Below are 22,196 nucleotides of genomic sequence, written 5' to 3' on the forward strand. Positions count from 1 at the left end.
CTTCATCGCACCACCCCTATGCTTTGTACCGGCACAACGGGTGGAATCTCGCCAGGCGACAACACCACGATCTTTGGCAGAAACGGCTCCAGCAGTCGTCGAAGGTGGAAGCGCGCCGGCGATGTACAAAGCAGCACGGGTGTTGCCAACTTGGCGTGTCCGCCGATAAGAGAATTCAAAGATTCGAGGAACCGGCGAACGAAGTTGGGTTCAAGCGGATCCGGAACCAACCCCGCTTGCGGGTGGAAGATCTTCGTCAATTCCTCCTCCACCTTCGATTCCACTGTCACCACCTTTAATCCACCATCAATTCCCAGCAGTGGACGCACCAGGGCCCGTCCGAGCGCCTGTCGCGCTGATTCCACAAGCAGCACCGTATTTTTCGTTGCCGGCGCCAGATCAATGAGCGTCTCCAAAATGGTTGCGAGGTCCCGAATTGAAACCTGCTCCCGCAGCAATTGCTGCAACACCTTCTGCACTTCACCCAGGCTAAGCAACTTCGGCACGAGTTCTTCGGTTAGCTTGGGATGGCTTTCGGTCAACCGATCAAGAAGCCGCTTTGTCTCCGAGCGGGAAAGCAACTCATAGGCGTGTTGCTTGATAGTTTCGCCAAGATGGGTCGCAAGGACCGATGTCTGATCGACAACCGCATATCCGGATGCCAGCGCCTTCTCCTGCAACGATGCCGCTATCCATTTCGCATGGACGCCAAACGCTGGTTCTTTTGTTGCTACACCGGGAATGTCCGGTACATCGCGGTCGGAGCTGATTGCCAGCAATCGATCTTCGTTCATCTCCCAGCGCGCAATCTCCACGCCGCGCAGCAGGATCACATACTCACGATGACGCAACTTGAGGTTATCGGTTATATGCACCGACGGCACGACGAACCCAAGATGCTGCGCCAGGTTCTTGCGCACTGCCCGCACTCTTGAAAGAAGCTGTCCACCTTGACGGTTATCGACCAGGGGCACAAGCCCGAGTCCCACTTCCAGGCTGAGATCATCAAGCTTCAGGACTGCATCAAGCGGTTCAGTGCCGGCCGCAACCGCCGATCCCGGCTTGTTCGTCGCGGCACTCTCCGCAGCCGCCGAAACGGTCTCATTCTTTTGTGCGCGCCACGCCAGAAATCCGACTCCGCCCGCGAGCAGGAAAAACGATCCCTTGGGAAGTCCAGGAACCAAGGCCAACGCCAACATCACGCCGCTGGCGATCCACAACGGCCGACTGCGCGCGAAGAGTTGCCGACGGAGGTCTCCGCCAAGGCTGTCGTCGGAAGAAGCTCGTGTTACTACCATGCCTCCCGCAACAGAAACTAAGAGCGACGGAATCATGGTGACCAGGCCATCTCCCACCGTGAGGATGGTGTATGTCTTCACCGCTTCACGCAGTGGAATATCCAGCTGGAATATGCCGATGAGCAGGCCGGCGACGATGTTGATCGCCGTGATAAGGACCGTCGCAAGCGAGTCCCGCTGGTTGAAACGGGCGGCGCCGTCCATGGCGCCGTAGAACTCGGCTTCGCGCGCCACCTGTTCGCGCCGTTTCTTGGCCTGCGTTTCATCAATGATGCCGGCGTTCAAGTCGGCGTCGATAGCCATCTGCTTGCCAGGCAACGCATCGAGAGTGAAGCGTGCCGTAACTTCCGCCGTACGAACTGCGCCGTGACTCACCACCATGTATTGAATGGCAATCAACGCGAGAAACAACACGAAACCCACGACATAATTACCACCAACAACAAATTGGCCGAAAGCTTCGATCACATTGCCCGCGGCCGCAGATCCTTCATTGCCGTGAAGGAGGATTCGGCGGCTGCTGGCGAGATTTAGCGAGAGCCGAAACAACGTCAGCAGCAACAGTAGAGAAGGAAAGACCGAGAATTGCACCGGCCGCAAAATGTGAACTGCCGAGAGCAGTACGAGAACGGAAATGGTGATGCTAATGGCAAGCAACAGGTCGAGCAACAAAGAAGGCATCGGCACCAGCATCACGAACACCACGCTGACGGCAGCGATCGGGATGATCCAGTCCACTGCGTTCCCGCCGAGAAATTTCCGAATAGACGACTTCTCCTTCATCAATGCACCTCGTCAATCACGCTTGACCTGCGCCTGCGCGCGATACACGGCCGCCAGAACCTCTGCCACTGCGGTGAAAAGCTTGCTCGGAATCGCCTGCCCGACTTCCACACTCCGATAAAGCGCGTGGGCTAGAGCACGGTTTTCTACCAGCGGTATCTCATGCCAAATCGCAACTTGCTTGATTTCTTCGGCGAGACGATCCAGTCCTTTCGCCACCAGCACCGGCGCTGCGAAGTCAGGCCGATACTCCAATGCCAGCGCATAGTGCGTCGGATTGGTAACGACGACCGTCGCGGCCTTCACCGCATGCAGCATTTGCTGGCGCCGGACTTGCCGCTGCATGCGCCGAATCTTGGCTTTGACCTGCGGATTGCCCTCGCTCTCTTTGAACTCCTGTTTAATCTCCTCGCGGCTCATCTTGAGATCGCCTTCCAACCGTTGCCGCTGCAGCAGGTAATCGAGAGCTGACCAGAGGAGAAGTACGAGGCAACACTTCCATACCAGAGCAACGCACTGGGCTAGCAACCAGGATCCAATCCTCGCGACCGGTAATCCGCCCAGTCGGATGAAAGTTACCCATTCCGACCGTATCTGGCTCACTGCCAGCCATAGAATCGCAGCGAACGGAAGCAGCGATTTCAACGTGTTGCTGAGCCCGGCCGCAGAAAAGATTTGCTTCAGACGATGGCCGGGGCTCAAGCGCTCGGGTTTCCACGCCAGTGCCTCGGACGAAAACACAAATCCACCTTGCAGTAGGGTCGAGGCTGTGGCGATAGCAAAAGCACCCAGCATTGGAACCACAGTCCATTGCGCCGCAACCCAAATGGTCTTTTGCAGCAACGCGGGAGAGAGCGTGAGTTCCTGTAGGGCTGCTTGCTGGAGGAGTGAGCGATAGAATCCTCTCCAAGTGAACAACGCTACGCTGTTCAGAGAGAGAATCCACACCAGCACCACGATGATGGTGAGGGCTCCGGGAAGTTCACGTGAACGCGCTACCTGTCCCTTCTCCCGTGCCTTCTTGCGGCGCTGTTGAGTAGGTTGTTCGGTTTTGCTGCTATCCGCCACGGCTTACCTCGCGAGATGAAGCCAGCGCTCTCCCGATTGAAGAGCGAGCGCGAAGTTTCGATCGAATATGACGGGCCAGAACCGCAACCCAGCCCAAAGTGTCGTCAGTCCCAGGACGAACTTGACCGGCATGCCAAGCAGCAGCACTGGCATCTGGGGAGACGCTTTAGCGAGGAACGCGAACACGATGTCCGCAAGTAAGGTTGCGGCCAGCACGGGCGCGGCAATCTGCACCCCGAGGGCAAAGATCATCCCAGCCTGTTGAAAGAGGTCCTGCACAACGACGCCCGTCAATCGGCCAGCCCCCGGTGGAATCAGGCGATAGCTGTCGGCTAAAGCACGTAGAAGCCAGTGATGCACATTTAAGTCGAGGAAGAGAAGCAACAGAATCGTCTGCAGCAGGACGGAGAGTACTGGGGAATCGGCCTGGGTTTGGGGATCGAGCACAGACACTAGCGACAACCCCACTTCGATTCCGAGACATTGCCCGGCGAACTGCACTGCCTCGAAAACCAGGACGGAACTGAGCCCAATCAACATTCCAATGAACGTCTCGTGCAGGACGACTCCAACCACTTCCGAGGCGCTCAGCACTGTTGCCGAAATGACCGACGGATACAGCAGGATCGTCAGCAATACAACCAATCCGCCCTTCACCCGTGGAGGAATGGCAGCATGAGAGAAGAACGGCGCGAACAGGACGAGCGCCGCGATGCGTGTGCCCACGAGCACGATCGACTGAACCCAGACCTCAAGCGGTTCCATCGCCAGTCACCTGAGAAACGGCCTGAAATCGTGAAACAGATCAGTCGTAAACCATCCAATCTTGCGTACCATCCAGGGCAGCAGGAGAAATGCAGCGGCCGCCATCGTCAGCAGCCGGGGAACCGTGGAGATCGTGGTTTCCTGTAGCGATGTGAGAACTTGCACGATGTTGATAAGTAAGCTGACCACCGTTGCAGCCAGTAGCAGCGGCAGCGCCAGGGTGATCGCGGCTTCGAGTGTACGTCTGCCAAGTTCGATGGTGATTGAGGTATCCATTGCGCTATCCGAAGCTCTTCATGAGCGAGGCGATCAGTAAGTTCCAGCCGTCCACCATCACAAACAGCAGGATCTTGACTGGAGTAGAGATAACGACGGGGGGAAGCTGCATCATGCCTACCGACGTAGTGATCGCAGCGATCACAAGATCGATCACGAGGAAGGGAAGGAAGAGGACTGCTCCAATCTGAAAGCCAGCTTTCAACTCAGAGAGGATGTAGGCCGGAGCTACGACACGAAACGGCAGGTCTTGTGACGTTTTCGGCGGTGGGAGCTTTGCCAGCTCAACAAACAACGCCAGGTCTTTTTCTCTCGAAAACCGCAGCATGAACTGGCGAACCGGCTCCGCTCCGCGACTGATCGCCTCAGTGACGGAAATCTTGCCTTGCTGCATTGGGGTAAGCGCATCTTGCTGAATGTGCGTGATCACCGGTTGCATCAGAAACAAAGTCAGAATCAAGGTCAGCCCGACCAGTGTTTGATTGGTCGGTGCCGTCTGCGTGCCAAGGGCCTGCCGGAGGAAATGGAACACAACCAACAGCCGAACGAATGGCGTCATGCAAAGCAGCACCGCAGGCAAAAGCGTCACTGCCGTTAACAGAACAACGATCGTCCAGGGAGTCGCGTTGTTACCGATCGCCGGAAGATTGACTCCGTGGTCCGCTCCCAAAGCGGGTCGGCTAATGGAGAGCATGCCGAAACAAGCAATCCAACTCCGAGGGTTGCGAATGCAATTCATCGGACGCTCCCGTCCGGATGAATCCGCTTCAGAACTTCGCGAAACGCAATTGCATCCGATAGTGGCGAAAGGAGCGCGACCGAATTCGCTCCTCCCCCAATCAGAAACCGATTGTTCTCACAATTCACAATCGCGACAAAACGCCGATCTCCAAGCGCGAGCGTCTCCTCGAGCCTCAACTTGCGAGGCTCGCGCCGAATGTGCTGCCGCAGGTTGCTCCAAACACCGCTTGCTGCTCGGCTCAGGGTTGTGAACCAGTGAGCGTCCTCAATAAGGATTGCTGTACCTGCTTTCATGTCAGCTCCGTGAGGCGGACTCCGTAGCGGTTATCCACCACCTCGAACTCTGACCATGCAAGCAGGGCTCCATTTACCCGCAGTGGCAGATCTGTCGCCTGGCTCCAGCACGTATCCACAACGGCACCCGGACGCAATTCCAGCATCTGCCGCACGGTGAAGCGTGGAACCGGCAATTCCAGCGTCACCGTGCACTGCAGGTGCCTGAACGAATTCATCCCCTCACTTCGGATGTCTTCCGACTGTTTTGCGCCCGACTCGTTCTGGATCACTGTCCACCAACCTTCAGTACCGCATCGGGAATGAGTTCCCGATGCGACCCGCAAAACAGGAATACTTAGCGCTTGAGGTTAATGGTGTCCTGGGTGATCTCATCGAAGGTTGTGATCACCTTGGCATTGGCTTGGTAACCTCGCTGCGCCACGATGAGATTGGAGAACTCCGTCGCCATATCAACATTCGAAAGCTCCAGCGCTCCCCCCCCGAGGGTGCCACGTCCGCCGCTTCCCGGCGCGCCGAGCGCTGCCTGGCCCGACGCGAGAGTCCCAACGTATGCGTTCTGGCCTACCTTCCTGAGTCCCTGCACATTTGGAAAGCTCGCAATCGCGATCTGCCCGATGATCGAAGTCTTACCGTTGCTGAAGGTTCCTTCGATGGTTCCATCCGCGCCGATGTTGAAGTTCTGCAACATGCCGCTGCCGTAGCCGTCCTGTGCCGTCGCCGGGGTCGCGCTGTCCGCTGCCATCTGGGTCATCGACGAACCGCCGGTAGCGTCATAGAGCTTCCACGTCACCCCTTTCATGTCGCTTGCGCCATCACTCAGGCCCGTCAGGTCGAAATTGATGTTCGAAGACGGAGTCGTAAGTTTGCCGTCGCTGTCGAAGGTCAGCGTGTGGCTGCCGGACGGCAGCGAAACCGTGCCTTCTCCGGTGGGCAGAGAAGCGTCGTAGTCCCACGTGTTGGTTCCAGTCTTCGTGAACGTAAAAGTCACTACGTGGACGCCCCCCAGCGAGTCATAGACCTTTAACGAGGTGTTGTAGCTGTCGCCAACTTTCGCGCTGGCATTGAGGTTCGTCGTCAACTGGAGGGAAGTCGTCGCTGAGGGCGAACTAACTTGGCCTTGGCCGAGATTCAGCGCACCCAGCCCGGATCCTGTTGTGACCTTGCCGTCCACGGCCTGGTAGCCAAGCACCACCGCGCCATCCTGCGTCCTGAGGGTCCCATCGGCGCCAACCTTGAAATTACCGGCGCGAGTGTAAATATCGTTCCCGTTTTGCTGGGCCACGAAGAAACCGTCACCCATGATCGCCACATCGGTTGGCACGCCGGTCGGACTCACGCTGCCATCGGTGAAGTTGGTGTCGATGGTGCCGATCATGGTTCCGGCGCCGACCTGAATAGGATCGCCACTGCCGGTCTGTCCGATCTGCTGATAAAAGAGGTCGCGGAACAGTGCGCGTGTCTGCTTGTAGCCAATCGTGTTCTGATTGGCAAGATTGTTGGCGATCGTGGCTAATGCGGTGGAACTCGCGGTGAGGCCCGACAACGGAATCGAAAACATCGGCATATTATTTTCCTCCTGCTGCGTAATGGTTGGCTGCACTCGACGTGGGTATGGTGGCGAGCCCGGCGAGGAGTTGATAAATCGAAGTGACCGCATCCAGCGTGTTCAATCCGACCAGTTGCGACACGAGCTGCGAAGGATCCATTGGACTGGTTGGGTCCTGGCTTTTGAGTTGGGCCACAAGTAGCTGCGCGAACGTCGTATCAAGATCGCCCATGCCGCTGACAGGCCCCGAAGTCGCTGCGTTTGTTGCTTGTCCTACTGCCGGTCCAGTAATGTTCATGGTTTCTCCTACGCAATGATGTTGACGATTCCAATCTGCTCATCCTCGGCGGGATCCGGAGCGAGATGAGGTTTCGTCGGTAAAGCTTGTTGTTGTCTCTCGTGCTCAGAGCCTGACTCGCCCCTCCCGTCGCGGCTTGTCCAGTCCGCGGCGAGTCGGGTTGTGGTCGACACCGAGGCGCTTTCGAGATGCATGTCGTGTGCTGCCAGGCTGCTCTGCAACTGCGTCAACTCGGACGCGATCGCATGTTTGGCTGAATTGTTCTCGACCGTTACCGCCGTGGTGACGTGGCCCTCGTGCATCGCTGTTTCGATCTGCACTCGACCCAACTCCGCGGTGCGTAACTGAAGGTGAATATTCGACTCTTGCGGTACAGGCTCGGCTTGTGGCTTCCAACGCGAATCGCTTTCGAGGTCAGCGGCGCGCGGCAGAACGCTCTTTAGCTCAGTTCCATCTCCTTCTGTTAAGGCTTCTGGCGAGCCTGGGCGCGGCGAGGCCACGGTGGTCACCGGCGTTCTCGGAACGGTGTCGTGGAAGTTCGACGTCGGTAGCTTTTCATCCGGCTCAATTCGCGGACCATTGGGTTTCGGCGACACCACGATTGGAACCGTTCGCGAATCCGATGTCGAAGTTCCCTTCGAGTCGTCATGCGGTCCCGCTGTCGATTCCACGCGAAGGTCACTGTGAGATGGGGCATCTGGTGAGGTGTCTTGTCTTGTGGTGGCGAGCTGAATTTCTCCGCGATCGAGTGTTGGCGCGACAGGCGCGGGGGAATCGTCGTGAGAATCCTCCGTGAAGCGGGCCTCTGCCTGACTCGCCGGGGTGACTTCCTGACCGCCCTGAGTTCGCCCGAATATATCGGTTGATTGCGTACGCGCCTGATTCGAAGTCAGTGGAGCCGTTCGGGAGGGATGGCGGGAAGCTTCGGTCCCCACTCGATCGGGAACCGGAATTCGCGCATCGAGTGGCTTGGTTGGGGGGGAAAGAAAGTCGGCAAGTTGCGCTCGAACCGAACCGAGCGGTCGTGGCGTCGAGACTTCCGCTTGCTGCCATGGAAGAACATCAGTTCTTTCGACGGATGAAGCTGCGGACGACGACTTAAGAACGCTTGTGATCTCGGGTTGAATAACCATCTTCGAGAAAGGTGGCGTGGTTCGAAGAGGAGAGGCAAGATGATAGATATCGACTCCATCTTCGATGAGCGGCAGGATCCCGTTCGGCACGGTTTCTCGCAGACCCATACCTCCGCCAGTAATCGGAAAACTGTCGGGGGCTGCCTCTGCGTCGAAGTGATTCAAAGGTTCGGAGGCAATGCTGCGAATCGATGCACTCAGGCCGCCCATCCCATTCTGAGCAGTGACCCGCGGAGCGATTGGCATGCCGGCAGGACGCAATCGCAGCCCAGTGTCTTCACTTTCCAATCCTGCGCGCAACGCTGGGGCCGCCGCCGAAACCTGCTGCCGAGCAACTATGCGTTGGTTCAAGTGTGACTGCCTCACTCCCGAAGGCGACAGCCTTGGCGAAGCTGCGTCAGCAACCACTGCGCCCAAGATCGTCGGCATCGAGGCGTTCGTTGCTGACTGCGGGACGATAGAGAGTCCTTTTGGCTCGACAAATGAAGGTCCCTCGTCAGACAACTTGCCTTTCTTCTCCGGTAGCACATCTGGCTGCTGAATTGAGTTCTGACTTCTTTCGGTCCCATTTGCTTTGTCATCCGTGGTCGCGTCGAAGACGCTCGCTCTCCCCACCGGTCCGGCCACGGGCAAGGTCGTCGACAGGGCGGACGCTTTTGTCACCCCACCCTCTCGCGGCGGTACATCTGGCTGTCGAAATAAGTCCCCACTTCTCTCGACTCCCGCTTCGTTTCCTGCCGAAGCGTTAGAAACGGGCGCACTGCTCGCCCATGCGATCGTGGGCAACGGGGTCGGCGCGAAAAACCAAGCTCCCGGCGCAAGCGCCTTCGTCTCGTCACCCTGCTCCGTTAGCACGCTTGGTTGTCGATCTAAGTCGGGATCCTCAGCCGCAACCTTGTAGACCCGTCCAACGTTCGCGCCTACCGCGGATACAGCCACAAGGTCCCAGCGCATCGCCGAAACCAGTGGCGCCTGGTTAGCGCTGTAGTGAACCTGCGGGTCTAATGCCAAAGGAGCGCCAATCCGATGGCCGCGGGTCGCCGGCTTCCACGAGCGAACTGTGGACGCTTTCGAATCTCGTTGAACGCCCCCGCTATTCAGTTCGAACGGAGCCCGTTCGCTCTCCGCGCCACACCACGCCAACAACTTTGCGAATCCCTCTCCTGGCGTCATTTTCTTGGGCGTTGTGCTCGCTGACGATGACAGGAGGTTCGCGCTGATGAAGAGTGGAAACATGCGCGTTGAAATGGTGCAGAAACGTTGCCAAAAGGATAAGAATTCGATGAAGTTGGAGGAATTTAACTGAAGTTATCTTTTACTTCGTGCACCGAGTCGCATCAGAAAGAGTTCGTCGACCGCTGCTTGGTCCCGGCGTTCCAATTGTTTGTGCCACGCTGCCAGTTCCGTCGCGCGAAGTCTTTCTAGTTTCTCCGACTCCCGGCGAGCGCTCATGTACTTCTCCTGCTGAAGCGAAATGGCACGATTCAGATCTTCGATGGTCGATTGGATCTCTGCAGCTGCTCGACGCAGCGCTATGCGCTGACTCTCCACGAACTGCAATTGTGCGGCAGGCGCTCCTCCCACCTCAGACTCATACATCCGTCGTGAAAGCTCGTCGCATTGCATTTGCACCCTCACGACCAGCGACAGCAAATGCGTTCGCTGTCCGAACAACGCCGCAAGGGCATTCTCTTCGGCATGCATCTGCAGCTCGCGGACATTCCGAACCGCCTCGAGTCGAAACCTAAAGTGAGTCATCGATTCGCGATCGCCGACATCCCTGAAACAATTTCCTCGAGAGAGGTACGCTCTAGTGCACCCTGGATAAGCAGCTTGCGGATTTCAGGCATCGCGCTCACTGCCTGGTCGAGTACCGGGTCGCCTCCCCGCTGATACGCACCGATGCGAATAAGATCTTCCGATCGCACATAGCTAGCCAGCCATGCTCGCAACTTCCGTGACGCCTGCAGATGCTGCACCGAACAAACCGCGCTTGCCAAACGGCTAAGGCTCTCGAGAATCTGAATTGGAGGGTAATGGCCGTCAGAAGCTAGCTTGCGATCGAGAACAATATGACCATCAAGCAGGGAACGTACTGCATCCACGAGAGGATCCTGCAGGTCATCGCCTTCCATCAGGACGGTATAGAACCCCGTGATACTGCCGCGTTCAAAGTTGCCGGCGCGCTCGACCAATCTTGCCAGCAGTGTAAATACCGAAGGCGTGTATCCCTTCGCAGTCGGAGGCTCTCCCGCCGCCAGCCCAATTTCGCGTTGTGCCATGCCGAAGCGGGTAAGGGAATCAAGCACCAGCAGCACGTGCTTACCTTCCGCGGCGAAATGCTCCGCAACCGCAGTGGCCGCCATCGCCGCTCGCAGTCTGAGCAATGGCGATTGATCGGAGGTTGAAACGATCACGACCGCACGCTGCATCCCCTCTTCTCCAATCGACTCCTCAACAAACTCTCGGACCTCCCGCCCGCGTTCGCCGATCAATGCCAGGACGGTTACGTCCGCCGCTGATCCGCGCGTCAGCATGCCGATCAAAGTACTTTTCCCAACCCCGCTTCCCCCGAAGATTCCGATCCGTTGCCCTCTTCCGCATGTAACAAATCCGTCGATCGCCCGGATGCCACAGGGCATTACCTCTCGCACCGGAATCCGCGCGTAAGGCAGCGGCGCCGATCCATCCACGGGCCTGCTTCCACGCGGACGCGCCGGCGTGATTCCATCTAAGGGTGCTCCGGTCGCATCCAGTACGCGTCCCAGAATTTCATCGCCCACGGCGATCGATGGCGGTTGCGCCAGCCCAACCACGCTGTCTCCAAACCGGATTCCCTTCGGCGGCTGCAACGTCATCGACAGAACAGCGTTATCTCGGAATCCAACAATCTCGCCGGGATACACATCGCCCTTGCTGCTGATGACCTCACACGAGTCTCCAAGAGAAGAAAGTGGCCCCTCCGACTCGATCAAATTTCCGACAACCTTCGTAACTCGACCGTGCCAGCGGAGTGTTGAAGCTCCTTCAACAGCCGCGAAAAATGGAGACAGCAGAGATTCGTGCATGATTCGTCAGGGTCTCTTTGCGATCAGATCAAACAGCCCAAGCTCAATTTCTTTCAATTGGCTCTCAATGCTGATTTCCGTGGTTCCTAATTGCGTTGAAAGGATGCAGGCGTCGGGTGTGACCGCATTGTCAGCGACAACTTCTGGTTTTTGTTTGAACTCGCCGCTCAAAAGCGCCGTTCTCCAATCCGCTTCGACCGAAGGATGCACCCGTAAGTAAACGGCGGTACCTTCCGCAAGCTGGGTGATCGATGCGCGTACAAATCCTGCCAGAAGCCCTTTGTCCACCTGCGCCTCGCGGTGAAGAACCTTTCGCGCAATCGAGAGTGATAGCTGGACAACTTCCGATTCAACTCGGCGGAAATAGCCCTTGCGCTCCTCTTCGAACGTCCGGAGTGCTAGCAGAACCTGTTTTCGTTCTCCTGCAAGTTGTTCTTCGAAGATATTCCGGGCGCGCAATTCGCCGTCGCGCTCGCCCTGGAGACGCGACTTTTCGAGCTGCTTCTGTGCGTCGGATTCTCGTTGCGTCGCGTTGGCCTCGGACCAGGGCGCCGGAGTTCCCGCAGGAGAGTGGGAGAAACTGCCCGTTATAGCGGGATACTCGAAGCTGAAGACCTCGCGGCCACCGCCCGCAGCCCATGAAAAATCAGACGACGTACTCATCTTCTCCCTCCGCCTTGAGAACTAACTTTCCTTCGCTTTCGAGCTTCCGCGCCGCAGCCACTACTTCTTGTTGGGCCTTCGTAACGTCCTTGGATCTCACCGGGCCTAGCACTTCCATGTCTTCCTTCAACATTTCTACCGCTCGTGACGACATCGTTTTGAAGACGTGGGCCTTGAGTTGTTCCGACGCTCCTTTGAGCGCCAACGCCAGAGTCTTCTTGTCCAGTTGGCCGAGCAATTCGCGCAATCCAGCCTCCGGCACGGAGAGAAAGTCCTCGAACGTGAACATCAAGTTCCGGATGCTGAGTGCGAGATTGGCATCATCTGCCTCAATGGACTCTAAAATTGTTTTCACCGAGCCTTGATCCAGCTGGTTCAGCAGGTCTGCCACGCCTTTGAATCCCGCGTACGCCCGCCGACTCTGTTCGCCGAGTGATTGCAAACGCTTGTGCAACACCAGCGCGACCTTCTGCGCCATCTCCGGTGAAAATGCTCGCAGTTTCGCCAGACGCTTCACTACCTCGGCGCGCGACTTTTCCGGGAGCTTCATCAGAAGCGCGGTTGATTGTCGTACGTCGAGATGTGCCAGGATTAGCGCGATTGTTTGCGGATGCTCTGCCTCCAGGAACTTCGCCAACTGCTGCGGGTCTGCCTTCTGCAGCGAATCCAACTTGCTCGCGCTCATCTCTTGCGCCCGCGATACCTGTTCCAGGAGCAACTTGGCATTTTCCGGGCCGAATGCCTTTACCAGCAGCTTGCTGGCATATTCTGTCCCGCCAAGTGCCAGGTACTCTTGTGTGGCGCTGAGTTTGTAATACTCTTCGAGAACCGCCGTCACCGTTTCCGGCGCCACCTGCTGCAAATCGGTGATCTCTTGCGTCACCCGCTGAATCTGTTGTTCTGAAAGATGACGGTAGATGGCCGCCGCCGCCTCCTCTCCGAGCACCACCATGAGGATGGCCGCCTTCTGAACACCCCTCAATTTGCCGGGCGTCGTCATGCTTCTTCCTCACGTAGCCAGCTTTGTACAAGTTGTCCCGCGCTCGCCGGTTCGGCCTTGGCCTTTTCAATCAGTTGCTTCTTGAGGGTGGCCGCTTGCCGCACCGCCGGATCGGCAGACTCAACGCCCTGCGGAAGCACCTTCCCAGTATTGCCATTCAGCACGGCGTCGTTCGCGGGGCGGCTCGGCAGTTGCTTCAAGGAGAGCACCACCTGCCTGCGAACCGGCCGTAGAACAACCACATAAACAATAAGGAAGAGAAGTGCGATGAGTGCGTAGCGCAACGTCCAGGAGAACTGCTTGCCCACCCGCGCTACTTTGTCCAACTTGGTCAGAGGTACGAGTACCTCAGGCTTGTTCTCGTGGAAGGAGAGGTTCTCCACCGCCAGGACATCGCCGCGCGCGTCGTTGATCCCGAGCGATGCTCGCGCCAGGCTATCGATCTTCTTCAGTTCCTCTGGGCTGCGCTTCGCTCGAGAGGTGTTCCCCATCGCATCGGTGACGTCTGCATCATCCACCAGGAGCGCTGCAGTGATGCGTTTGATTCGGCCCGCCGGCAAGAGTGTGTGACGAACCACCCGATTCACCGCGTAAGTGCCGCTCTCCGACTTGGACGATTGCGAATCTGCCGAGTTCGTCGATTTGGACGGACTCTGTGTATTCGGGATGTTGCTTGCAGTTCCCGGCACCCCCTGTGCTAACGTGCCCCCGACTGTTTCTTCCGATTTCTGCATCGTGAGAGCGGCAGTGCTGTTCGGATCGTAGGTCTCTTGAGTCTCGTCCCCCGACGTCACGTCGTACTCAACGTGCACGCTCGCGCGAGCGCCTCCTACTCCCACAATTGGCTCCAGCGTTCGCACTAACTCCTTGGCGAGCGCTTGATCGCGTTCCGATTCCACCCCGCTCCCGTCGCTACTGGTCTTTCCGATTGGCAAATTATTTTCTGCGTCGATCACAGTCACGCCTTCCGGCCGCAAGCCTTCCACTGCACCGGCAAGAAATCGGCGAATCGCTACGTCGCTGTTCGGAGACATGGCTCCCCGTAGCTTCAGAATGACCGATGCCTTCGCTTCCTCGCGCTTGTCCGCAAACAACGACTCGCGCGGCAACACCAGGTGCACTCGCACCGCCTCGACGCCATCGATCGTGCTGAGCGTGCGTTCGAGTTCTCCCTCGAGGGCACGCTGGTAGTTCACCTTTTCGCTAAAGTCGCTGCTCCCCCAATTGGGTTTGTCGAATAACTCGAACCCCATGCGGCCGCTCTTCGGGCCTCCGTCGCTTGCCACCAACAAGCGCGCCGAATCGAGCTTATCGACCGCCACACTGACACTCGTTCCGTCGGGGGAAATTTGATATTCGATCTTTTGCGCAGCCAGCTTCGATCCGAGGGCTTGTGCATCCTGCGCCTGCAATCCGCTGTACAGCGGCTTCATTTCAGGTTTTGCAAGCATCGTCACGAAAACATATAGCAACGTCGTGACCGTTAGGCCGGCAAACGCCAGCCAAAGTTTCTGCGTTCCGGTGAGACTTCGCAAGAAGTTTGCGATCTGCTTACCTTGCGGCGCGAACTTTTGTTCCTGAGCCACGAATGTCCTCGGTGCGTCTTACTCAGAACTGCATCCGGGCGACTTCCTGGTACGCCGCCACCGCTTTGTTTCTCAGCTGCATCATCAACTCGAAAGAGAGAGACGCTTTTTCGATAGCAATTGCCGCAGAATGGACATCTTCGCCCTTGCCAGTCAGCAGATTTGCCAGCTTTGTCTGGGCGTCCGTGTGCTGATCCTCCACGTCCGAAATCGCAGACTTGAGGCTGTCGAGAAACCCACTGCTCTTGCCCTGCGCCTCAGACGACCACGCTTGACCTACAGCCGAACCGCCGACAGGGATACCGTTCAACATGCGCGCCCTCCTACTTCAATATCTCGAGAGATTGCTGGATCATTTGTTTTGCTGCTTGGACCGCGGATGCATTCAACTGGTAGCTCCGCAAGGCGCTCATCAAATCAACCGTCTCCTCGATTGGATCGATGTTCGGATACGCAACCATGCCTTCGGCGTTGGCGTCCGGGTGTCCTGGTTCATAGCGCAGCACCGGATCCCGGCTATCCTGCACGATGTCCAACACCCTCACACCACCGCCTATCGCGGGTTCGCCCCCTGCCTTGGCGAGAACCATTCCAAACGTCGGTTGTGCTGAACTGAATATGACCTGTTTTCTGCGGTAGGGGCCGCCTTCCGCAGTCCTCGTCGTCTCGGCGTTTGCCATGTTCCCGGCGACGATCTCAGCCCGCAACCGTTCCGCCGCCATCGCACCACCGCTGGTTCGGATCTGGTCAAACAAGTTCATCGTCACTGCTCCTGGATCGCCATCTGGATTCGCTTGAACTCAGAGCGGATCACCTGGATCGCGGTATTGAATTCGAGTTGCGTGTGGGCCATCAGCAAACTCTCGCGCTCGACGTTCACGTTATTGCCATCAGGACGCTCGACGAGTCCCGGGACGTTGCGACTCGCGAGTGTTGTTTGGCTGCCCCCGCTCGCCTCACCAAGCATCTGTCGCAATTGCCCCGCGAAGTCGATGTCGCGCGTGTGATAACCAGGAGTGTCTACGTTCGCCATGTTGTTGGCGATCACCCTCTGTCTCGCGGCCGAAACATCCAGCGCTCTTTCGGCAACGTTGAGCAGCTCAGTTGAAAGTTCCGGCATGGTTCACTCCCCGCACGCTGAGATCGGTTGCATAGTTCATGACTGCTTCCGCATCGAGGACCACGTCCTCGACCGTGATGGCTTTGTCGTTCGCGAGAATAGTCGCCCTCTCGATCACATGCTTCAGTTCGCGTACGTTTCCCGGCCAGTCATGAGCGTCGAGCTTCTTGATTGCCGCCGGGGTGAAGTAACAATCGCGATCGAAGGTAGAGAGAAAGTGGGTCGCAAGCTGGGAAATATCCCCGTTTCGGTCTCGCAGAGGTGGTAGGACGATCGGAAAAACGCAAAGCCGATAGAACAGGTCAGCGCGAAACCGTTGCATCTGGACGCTCTCTCGCAGGTTCCGGTTCGTCGCCGCAACCAAGCGCACATCGACTCGCCAAGTCTCAGAGCTTCCGAGGCGTTGCAGTTCGCCGGTTTCGAGAAAGCGGAGGAGCTTTGCCTGCAATTCGAACGGCATCTCACCGATTTCATCCAGGAACAAGGTCCCCCCGTTCGCCGCCTGTATCCGTCCTTGCCGCGTCTGTGCTGCGCCCGTGAACGCGCCGCGGACATACCCAAAGAGTTCGCTTTCCAAAAGACTCTCGGGAATGGCCGCACAGTTGATCACTACCATGGCTTTTTCACAGCGGCGGCTGAGCCGATGAATTGCTTGTGCTACCAGCTCTTTTCCCGTGCCCGTCTCTCCCATGACCAATACCGGCGTGTCCCGTGGTGCGACTTTGCGGATAGCTCGATACGCCGATCCCATTCGCTCCGAATTGCCGATCATGCCATCCAGCGGTGAGAGTTGCGTGTCAATCGCGAGTTGGTTGATGTTGCTATGCCTCTCGGGAATATCAACCGCGCTGCCTTTTATGCGAGGCGTTTCCAGCGTCTGAACGTCCACCCCCGGATACCGGAGTCTCACCAGTCCCGCCAATTCCTCGACATCGAGGTCCAGCAACTGCCGATCGAGAAGCAGCATTCGGCAATCGCTGGCTTCGAGCTTGCCAAGCGCGTCCGCCCCTCCCTGCGCCTCCAGTACAGGCCGCCAGGTAGTCGGCAGCGTGTCGATCACCTGGCGACGAAACGCCGGGTTCGGACTTGCAATGAGAACCCCCGGGTTCGCGGTGAGTTCGTTGATGATTGGAGAGATCATGGATGCCTCGTCGTTGTTTTATGTTGCGCCGCTAAGAAACAGATAAGCTGGCGATTAGAAACTTCACAGAATCGGTGAAGTCTGTGGACACTCCTGCCGATCTGACGATAAGCCGATGTTTCCGCACTCTCCGTCGCCGAACGCAATCGAGCGATAATCGTCAATAAGTTTGCGAAGATCGGCTGCCAGCACACAGTGCTCGCGTAAAACCGCGGCGTATTCGTCGCCGGTGCGAGGCCTAAGCAGCGCGACATCCGCCGAACATTGCAGGGAAGTGACGGGTTGCGAGAGATCATGCAGAAATCTCGAGAGCATCTCAGTTTCAGCAAGGCCCGCAATCACTGACATACCGATGCCTCCACGCCCTCAGGACGAATCTCATAGCCAACTCCACGCACCGTGCCGATCAACTTTGTCGGGAACTCCGAGTCAACCTTACGTCGCAGATAGTTGACATAGACGTCCACGACATTGGTTCCGGTATCGAACTTCAAGTTCCACACGTGTTCGATGATCATGGTGCGCGTCACCCGCCTTCCTGCATTCCTCATCAGGTATTCGAGCAACGCAAACTCTTTCGAGGTGAGTTCAATTCGCCTGCCGGAGCGAGCAACCGTGCGTTGCACCCGATCCAGTTCGAGGTCGGCAACCCGCAATTTGAATTGCGCCGCAGACACTCCACGCCGCAACAAGGCCCGTACTCTCGCCGAAAGTTCGGCAAAGGAAAAAGGCTTCAGCAGACAGTCGTCCGCGCCCCCATCCAACACCCGGACGCGGTCCTCCAGCCTCGTCCTCCCTGTAAGAACCAGGATCGGACAGCGTTTATGGTCCCTTACCTGTTGCAGTACGCCGAAGCCATCCAGCTTGGGAAGGTTTAGATCCAGGATTACGAGGTCGTACTCGACTTCGCATGCCATCGACTTCGCCTGCTCCCCATCGTGCACGGTGTCCACCGCATAGTGTTCTTCCTCCAGACCCTTAGCGACGAACTTTGCGAGGGGCGCATCGTCCTCTACAACCAGAATCCTCATTTTTCCCTCAAGTCACTCTGCAAATGGCCGATGTTCCATATTGTTCGGCTTCGCCTTCGCGGTCACCGGTTCTACCCAAGCACCCGCCGCCCGCGAGGCTGGAAGTGCTATCTCAAACGTCGTACCACGCCCCGGTTCACTGCTAACCAGAATCTCGCCCTTCATTTGCTTCACAATTCCGTAAACGGTCGCGAGTCCCAAACCGGTTCCTTTGCCTTGCTCCTTCGTCGTGAAAAACGGCTCGAAGATGTGCGGCAGCACATCAGCGCCAATTCCCATTCCGGTGTCGTGGACAAAAATGGAAACGCGTTTATCCTTTTCTTCCGTCCCGCGCTTGGATGTCGCGAAGAGCAGTCGTCCGCCCCTCGGCATCGCATCGCGCGCATTCACCGCCAGATTCACGAATACCTGGTTCAACTGTCCCGCGTCTGCCCATACCTCGGGAATGCCACGATCGAGATCGAACGCCAACTCAATGTCTTCACCAATGAGCCGCCCAATCAATTCCGACGACTGTTGAATCACATCGTTGACCTGCGTCTCCGCAAACTGCATCTTCTGACGCCGGCAAAATGCCAACAACTGATGCGTCGTCTGCGCCGCGCGCTCCGCCGCCGCCTGTATTCCCAAGACATAGCGCTGCATAGCCGAGCCGGATTCAACATGCTGAAGTTGCAAGTCGGCGTAGCTCAGGATCGCAGTCAACATATTGTTGAAGTCGTGTGCGATTCCACTCGCAAGTTTGCCCGCTGCTTCGAGTCGCGTGTGATGTTCCAATTCCCGCTCCAGCAGCCTCCGGTCTGTTACATCGCGGCTGAACGAAAGGTGGATCCCCGGCAGCATGTTCGGTCGGGTCACCATCTCAACCGTTCGCACACTGCCATCCGGGAGAATCAGCGTGTGCGACGCCTCCACGCCGTCGCCTACAGGGGTCTTTCGTATTGCCTCCGCCAGCCGGGCACCGTCTTCTGAGAAAGTTCCAATCTTGCAGCCGACGATTTCTTCTTTATTCCGTCGCAAGAGCCGGCAGGCGGCAGGATTTGCTTCGAGATACTGCAAGTCGTCGTCGAACACGAAAATCGCTTCGGGTGCACTTTCAAAGAGCCATTCTGGATTTTCTTGCCAGACTGCCTTCTCCCGACGCGGGATGGAACGCTCGATTTCCAAGGTGTTCTCCGAACTGAAAAGTCGAATGCTGAACTCGCGTTAAACTTTTGCAATTTGTTCGCCACTTTCATCTTGGAAAACTCTGAGCTCCCTTCGCCGACCTCAGCCACCCAAACACGCAACATCCCGTCGCACTTCGCGTAATATTTAAGAAGATGTCTTTCTCCATCACTCGCCTTCGCATCTGGTTTGCGGTTGCGACCATCACGCTCGTCGTAGTGGTGACGGGTGTCTACCTCGTCCGCCGCTATGAGCAGCGCGTTCTACTGCATATTGCGGCGAAGAAACTTGGTGTGGAGATTCAGCAGAGCACGGAAGGTTTTTCGCTCTCGAAGTCCGAAGGGGGCAGGACCCTTTTCAAGATCAGCGCCAAGAAGGCCACGCAATATAAAGAAACCGGTCGCGCTGCCCTCCAGGACGTCAGCATCGTCGTCTACGGCCGTGATGGTTCCCGTTTTGACCAGATCTACGGTGCCAATTTTGAATATGACAACAAAACGGGAAACGTCACCGCTCGCGGCGAAGTGGACATCGATCTCGAAGCCAATGCTCAGGGACCTAAGCGTCCCGATCAGGCAACGCCCGCCGAATTAAAAAATCCTATTCATCTCAAAACCAGCGGCCTTGTCTTCAATCAAAAGACAGGTCTTGCCCACACCGACGAATCCATCGAGTTCCATGTTCCACAAGCGAACGGTTCCGCCCGCGGGGTTGATTATGATTCCCACACCAATCGGCTCACACTGAACTCCGAAATCAAGGTCGCCACCCTCGGTCCGACGCCTCAAAACCTGGTTGCCGTCCACGCCGTCATCACCAAAGAACCGCGTCGCGCAGTACTCTCGCACGTCACCGTCAAGCAGCCCGACAGCACCATCACTTCCGACACCGTGACCATCGCGTTTCGCAGCGACAACACCATTGAACAGATCTTCGCCGATGGCAACGTTGAAGCTGATAACAACGGTGTGAACAGCTATCAGGTTCAAGCTGCAAAAGCGAACCTGAAATTCGGGGCCGACAACGATCTGCAACTGACCACACTGTCAGATGGCACACGTTTTCGCTCGAGCGGAGAACGGCCCATGCACGGCTTCTCCGATCGCATCTTTGTTCACTTCGATCAGGCTACGCAGCCCACTAACATTCGCCTTGCAGACAACGCACACATAATCGAAGAGCCCGCTGGCTCCGGCCCTTCGCACTCCCAGCAACGTACCGAGATCGTTGCCGATGCTCTCGATATTGATGTTCGCAACGGCAAACTGCCTTCGAAAGCCGCCACCTCGGGCAAGGCGCAAGTCAACATTGACCAGCGCGCCAGCGGCAATCAACCTCCGACGACCACCGTTGTCACCGCCGGGCGCTTCGTCGCCGACTTTAGCAAGCAAGGCCACATCAACCACATCCTTGGTCAACCCAATTCCCGCGTCGTTTCCAGCGCAGCTGGCCAGGCGGAACGCACGACCACTGCCGACAAACTTGAGGTTCTTTACAACGAGAAGGGGGAACTCGCGAGCGTTCTACAACAGGGCAACTTCCGCTATCACGAAGCCCTGCCGGCAAATCAAGGGGAGCGCACCGCCACAGCCGAAAAAGCTACCTACTCGCCATCTGACGAACTCCTTCGTCTGACGGGCAGTCCGCGAATCACCGACGGCGGCATGAGCCTCACCGCGAGCCTCGTCAATATCAATCGGCACACTGGCGAGGCCACGGCGGATGGCAACGTGAAGTCCACGTACAGCCAGTTGAAGGAGCAGCCTAATGGCGCCATGCTCGCCGCCAGCGATCCCATCCATGTCACCGCGAAAAAAATGATCGCGCTCAAGAACGGTGGCGCCGCTACGTACTCCGGGGGCTCGCGACTCTGGCAAGGAGCGAATACGGTTGAAGCTCCGACCATCGAATTCAATCGCGACCAACGCAGTCTCGTCGCGCAGGGCACCGGCCAAGCTGCTTCTCCGGTCACCAGCGTCTTCGTTCAAAAAGACAAAGATGGCAAGATCACACCGGTAAACATCACCGCTCGCAAACTTACCTACGTTGACGCCGAACGCCGCGCCCGCTACGAAGGCGGCGTCACCGCCCGCACCACTGACGGCGTTCTCACCGCCGATCATGTCGATGTTTATCTGAAAGAATCCGGTGCTTCTACCTCCCCAACTGCTCAACCCGGACCGAGTCAACTCGATCGCATCATCGCGCAGGGAACGGTTGTTCTTGCGCAACCAGGGCGTCGCGCAACCGGGAACAAGCTCACTTATTTCCAGCAGGATGGCCGCTTCGTTCTCTCCGGCGATAACCCCGCAATTGCCGATGCTGAACACGGCACCGTGCGCGGCGAATCGTTGACCTTCTTTAGTAAGGATGATAGGGTTCTGGTGGAAGGCTCCAACGCCGCTCCGACCGTAACTCACACTAGAGTAAGCAGATAATGAGTACCCTCTCGGCCGAAGATCTGGGCAAGACGTACCGCGGTCGGCGTGTGGTGCACGGTGTCAACATCTCGGTGGACCAGGGCGAAGTCGTCGGCCTCCTCGGTCCCAACGGTGCCGGAAAAACCACCAGTTTCTACATGATCGTCGGCCTGATTCCGCTCGATACGGGCCGTGTCCTGATCGACGATAAAGACCTCACCGACGTCCCCATGTACTTGCGGGCCCGCAACTACGGCATCAGCTACCTCCCGCAGGAGCCCTCAGTTTTCCGCAAGCTCACCGTCGAAGAAAACATCCTCGCCGTTCTCGAAGCCCAGCCCATCTCGTGGCACGAGCGGCGGGAGCGAATGGAACGTCTCATCGACCAACTCGGTCTCGGACACATCCGCAAGAGCAAAGGTTACTCGCTCTCCGGTGGTGAACGCCGCCGCGTCGAAATCGCCCGCGCCCTTTGCATCTCACCTTCATTCATCCTTCTCGATGAACCATTCTCCGGCATCGATCCCATCGCCGTCCTCGACATTCAGAAGATCATTTTCGATCTCAAGGCAAGCGGTATCGGTGTCTTGATCACCGATCACAACGTTCGTGAGACACTCTCGGTCACCGATCGCGCCTACATCATTAATGAAGGTCGCATCTTCCGTACCGGTACGGCAGAAGAACTCGCCAACGATCCCGAAGTCAAGCGTGTATACCTCGGCGAGAGTTTCACCCTCGTTTAATCGATCGTAAGCATCTACTCTGCTGATCCACCTGCAAACACCCCGCCAA

24 protein-coding genes are annotated in these 22,196 nt (G+C 57.4%); 2 read left to right on the top strand and 22 right to left on the bottom strand.

Features of this window, described 5'->3' with window-relative positions; translation table 11 throughout:
* Window positions 1-2: 2 nt before the first annotated feature.
* From flhA to ACID345_RS08510, 22 genes are all read right to left on the bottom strand, one after another.
* Window positions 3-2,081 carry a flagellar biosynthesis protein FlhA gene (gene flhA / locus ACID345_RS08405; RefSeq protein ID WP_011522442.1) on the bottom strand — a complete coding sequence of 693 codons (2,079 nt, stop codon included), beginning with the start codon at window positions 2,079-2,081 and terminating at the stop codon, window positions 3-5.
* A gap of 12 nt (window positions 2,082-2,093) precedes the next feature.
* Window positions 2,094-3,149: an EscU/YscU/HrcU family type III secretion system export apparatus switch protein gene (locus ACID345_RS08410; protein WP_011522443.1), complete on the bottom strand. Its 1,056-nt coding sequence runs from the start codon at window positions 3,147-3,149 to the stop codon at window positions 2,094-2,096.
* 3 nt (window positions 3,150-3,152) lie between these two features.
* Window positions 3,153-3,914 carry a flagellar biosynthetic protein FliR gene (gene fliR / locus ACID345_RS08415; protein WP_011522444.1) on the bottom strand — a complete coding sequence of 254 codons (762 nt, stop codon included), beginning with the start codon at window positions 3,912-3,914 and terminating at the stop codon, window positions 3,153-3,155.
* Between the two features lie 6 nt (window positions 3,915-3,920).
* Window positions 3,921-4,190 (bottom strand): flagellar biosynthetic protein FliQ, encoded by a 270-nt coding sequence (locus tag ACID345_RS08420; protein ID WP_011522445.1) that lies wholly within the window; start codon window positions 4,188-4,190, stop codon window positions 3,921-3,923.
* A gap of 4 nt (window positions 4,191-4,194) precedes the next feature.
* Window positions 4,195-4,929, bottom strand: a complete 735-nt coding sequence (gene fliP, locus ACID345_RS08425; RefSeq protein ID WP_011522446.1) for a flagellar type III secretion system pore protein FliP — start codon at window positions 4,927-4,929, stop codon at window positions 4,195-4,197.
* Complete coding sequence (locus ACID345_RS27480; protein ID WP_011522447.1) at window positions 4,926-5,225, bottom strand: flagellar biosynthetic protein FliO; 300 nt, start codon at window positions 5,223-5,225, stop codon at window positions 4,926-4,928. The genes fliP and ACID345_RS27480 overlap by 4 nt, the downstream gene beginning before the upstream one ends.
* Window positions 5,222-5,443: a FliM/FliN family flagellar motor switch protein gene (locus ACID345_RS08435; RefSeq protein ID WP_148210052.1), complete on the bottom strand. Its 222-nt coding sequence runs from the start codon at window positions 5,441-5,443 to the stop codon at window positions 5,222-5,224. The genes ACID345_RS27480 and ACID345_RS08435 overlap by 4 nt, the downstream gene beginning before the upstream one ends.
* Window positions 5,444-5,562: 119 nt before the next feature.
* Window positions 5,563-6,792 (bottom strand): flagellar hook protein FlgE, encoded by a 1,230-nt coding sequence (locus ACID345_RS08440; RefSeq protein WP_011522449.1) that lies wholly within the window; start codon window positions 6,790-6,792, stop codon window positions 5,563-5,565.
* A 1-nt stretch (window position 6,793) separates the two neighbouring features.
* On the bottom strand, window positions 6,794-7,072 hold the full coding sequence (locus tag ACID345_RS08445; RefSeq protein ID WP_011522450.1) for a flagellar hook capping FlgD N-terminal domain-containing protein: 279 nt from the start codon (window positions 7,070-7,072) through the stop codon (window positions 6,794-6,796).
* 8 nt (window positions 7,073-7,080) lie between these two features.
* A complete protein-coding gene (locus tag ACID345_RS26900; RefSeq protein WP_187148971.1) occupies window positions 7,081-7,743 on the bottom strand; it encodes a flagellar hook-length control protein FliK in 663 nt (220 codons plus the stop codon).
* A gap of 1,770 nt (window positions 7,744-9,513) precedes the next feature.
* Window positions 9,514-9,909, bottom strand: a complete 396-nt coding sequence (locus ACID345_RS08455) for a flagellar export protein FliJ (protein WP_187148972.1) — start codon at window positions 9,907-9,909, stop codon at window positions 9,514-9,516.
* A gap of 50 nt (window positions 9,910-9,959) precedes the next feature.
* Window positions 9,960-11,273: a FliI/YscN family ATPase gene (locus ACID345_RS08460; protein WP_011522453.1), complete on the bottom strand. Its 1,314-nt coding sequence runs from the start codon at window positions 11,271-11,273 to the stop codon at window positions 9,960-9,962.
* Window positions 11,274-11,279: 6 nt separating this feature from the next.
* Window positions 11,280-11,936: a FliH/SctL family protein gene (locus tag ACID345_RS08465; RefSeq protein ID WP_011522454.1), complete on the bottom strand. Its 657-nt coding sequence runs from the start codon at window positions 11,934-11,936 to the stop codon at window positions 11,280-11,282.
* Complete coding sequence (fliG, locus tag ACID345_RS08470; RefSeq protein WP_011522455.1) at window positions 11,920-12,936, bottom strand: flagellar motor switch protein FliG; 1,017 nt, start codon at window positions 12,934-12,936, stop codon at window positions 11,920-11,922. Before fliG ends, ACID345_RS08465 begins: the two co-directional genes overlap by 17 nt.
* Complete coding sequence (gene fliF, locus ACID345_RS08475) at window positions 12,933-14,522, bottom strand: flagellar basal-body MS-ring/collar protein FliF (protein WP_011522456.1); 1,590 nt, start codon at window positions 14,520-14,522, stop codon at window positions 12,933-12,935. Before fliF ends, fliG begins: the two co-directional genes overlap by 4 nt.
* A 22-nt stretch (window positions 14,523-14,544) precedes the next feature.
* Complete coding sequence (gene fliE, locus ACID345_RS08480; RefSeq protein ID WP_011522457.1) at window positions 14,545-14,835, bottom strand: flagellar hook-basal body complex protein FliE; 291 nt, start codon at window positions 14,833-14,835, stop codon at window positions 14,545-14,547.
* A 10-nt stretch (window positions 14,836-14,845) separates the two neighbouring features.
* Window positions 14,846-15,283, bottom strand: coding sequence for a flagellar basal body rod protein FlgC (gene flgC, locus ACID345_RS08485; protein ID WP_011522458.1), 438 nt, complete (start codon window positions 15,281-15,283; stop codon window positions 14,846-14,848).
* Window positions 15,284-15,285: 2 nt separating this feature from the next.
* Complete coding sequence (locus ACID345_RS27365; protein ID WP_011522459.1) at window positions 15,286-15,642, bottom strand: flagellar basal body rod protein FlgB; 357 nt, start codon at window positions 15,640-15,642, stop codon at window positions 15,286-15,288.
* Window positions 15,623-16,783: a sigma-54 interaction domain-containing protein gene (locus ACID345_RS25300; protein ID WP_011522460.1), complete on the bottom strand. Its 1,161-nt coding sequence runs from the start codon at window positions 16,781-16,783 to the stop codon at window positions 15,623-15,625. The genes ACID345_RS27365 and ACID345_RS25300 overlap by 20 nt, the downstream gene beginning before the upstream one ends.
* A gap of 63 nt (window positions 16,784-16,846) precedes the next feature.
* Entirely contained in the window at window positions 16,847-17,131 is a 285-nt protein-coding gene (locus ACID345_RS08500) for a hypothetical protein (protein ID WP_041855553.1), read from the bottom strand.
* Window positions 17,122-17,814 carry a response regulator transcription factor gene (locus ACID345_RS08505; RefSeq protein WP_011522461.1) on the bottom strand — a complete coding sequence of 231 codons (693 nt, stop codon included), beginning with the start codon at window positions 17,812-17,814 and terminating at the stop codon, window positions 17,122-17,124. Before ACID345_RS08505 ends, ACID345_RS08500 begins: the two co-directional genes overlap by 10 nt.
* 12 nt (window positions 17,815-17,826) lie before the next feature.
* Entirely contained in the window at window positions 17,827-18,981 is a 1,155-nt protein-coding gene (locus ACID345_RS08510; RefSeq protein ID WP_011522462.1) for a two-component system sensor histidine kinase NtrB, read from the bottom strand.
* A gap of 155 nt (window positions 18,982-19,136) precedes the next feature.
* Between ACID345_RS08510 and lptC the strand changes: the two genes are divergently transcribed.
* Entirely contained in the window at window positions 19,137-21,419 is a 2,283-nt protein-coding gene (gene lptC / locus ACID345_RS08515; protein ID WP_011522463.1) for an LPS export ABC transporter periplasmic protein LptC, read from the top strand.
* Entirely contained in the window at window positions 21,419-22,147 is a 729-nt protein-coding gene (lptB, locus tag ACID345_RS08520; protein WP_011522464.1) for an LPS export ABC transporter ATP-binding protein, read from the top strand. Before lptC ends, lptB begins: the two co-directional genes overlap by 1 nt.
* Window positions 22,148-22,196 lie beyond the last annotated feature (49 nt).

Source organism: Candidatus Koribacter versatilis Ellin345 (assembly GCF_000014005.1).
In the GTDB taxonomy this organism is placed as follows: Bacteria; Acidobacteriota; Terriglobia; order Terriglobales; family Acidobacteriaceae; genus Korobacter; species Korobacter versatilis_A.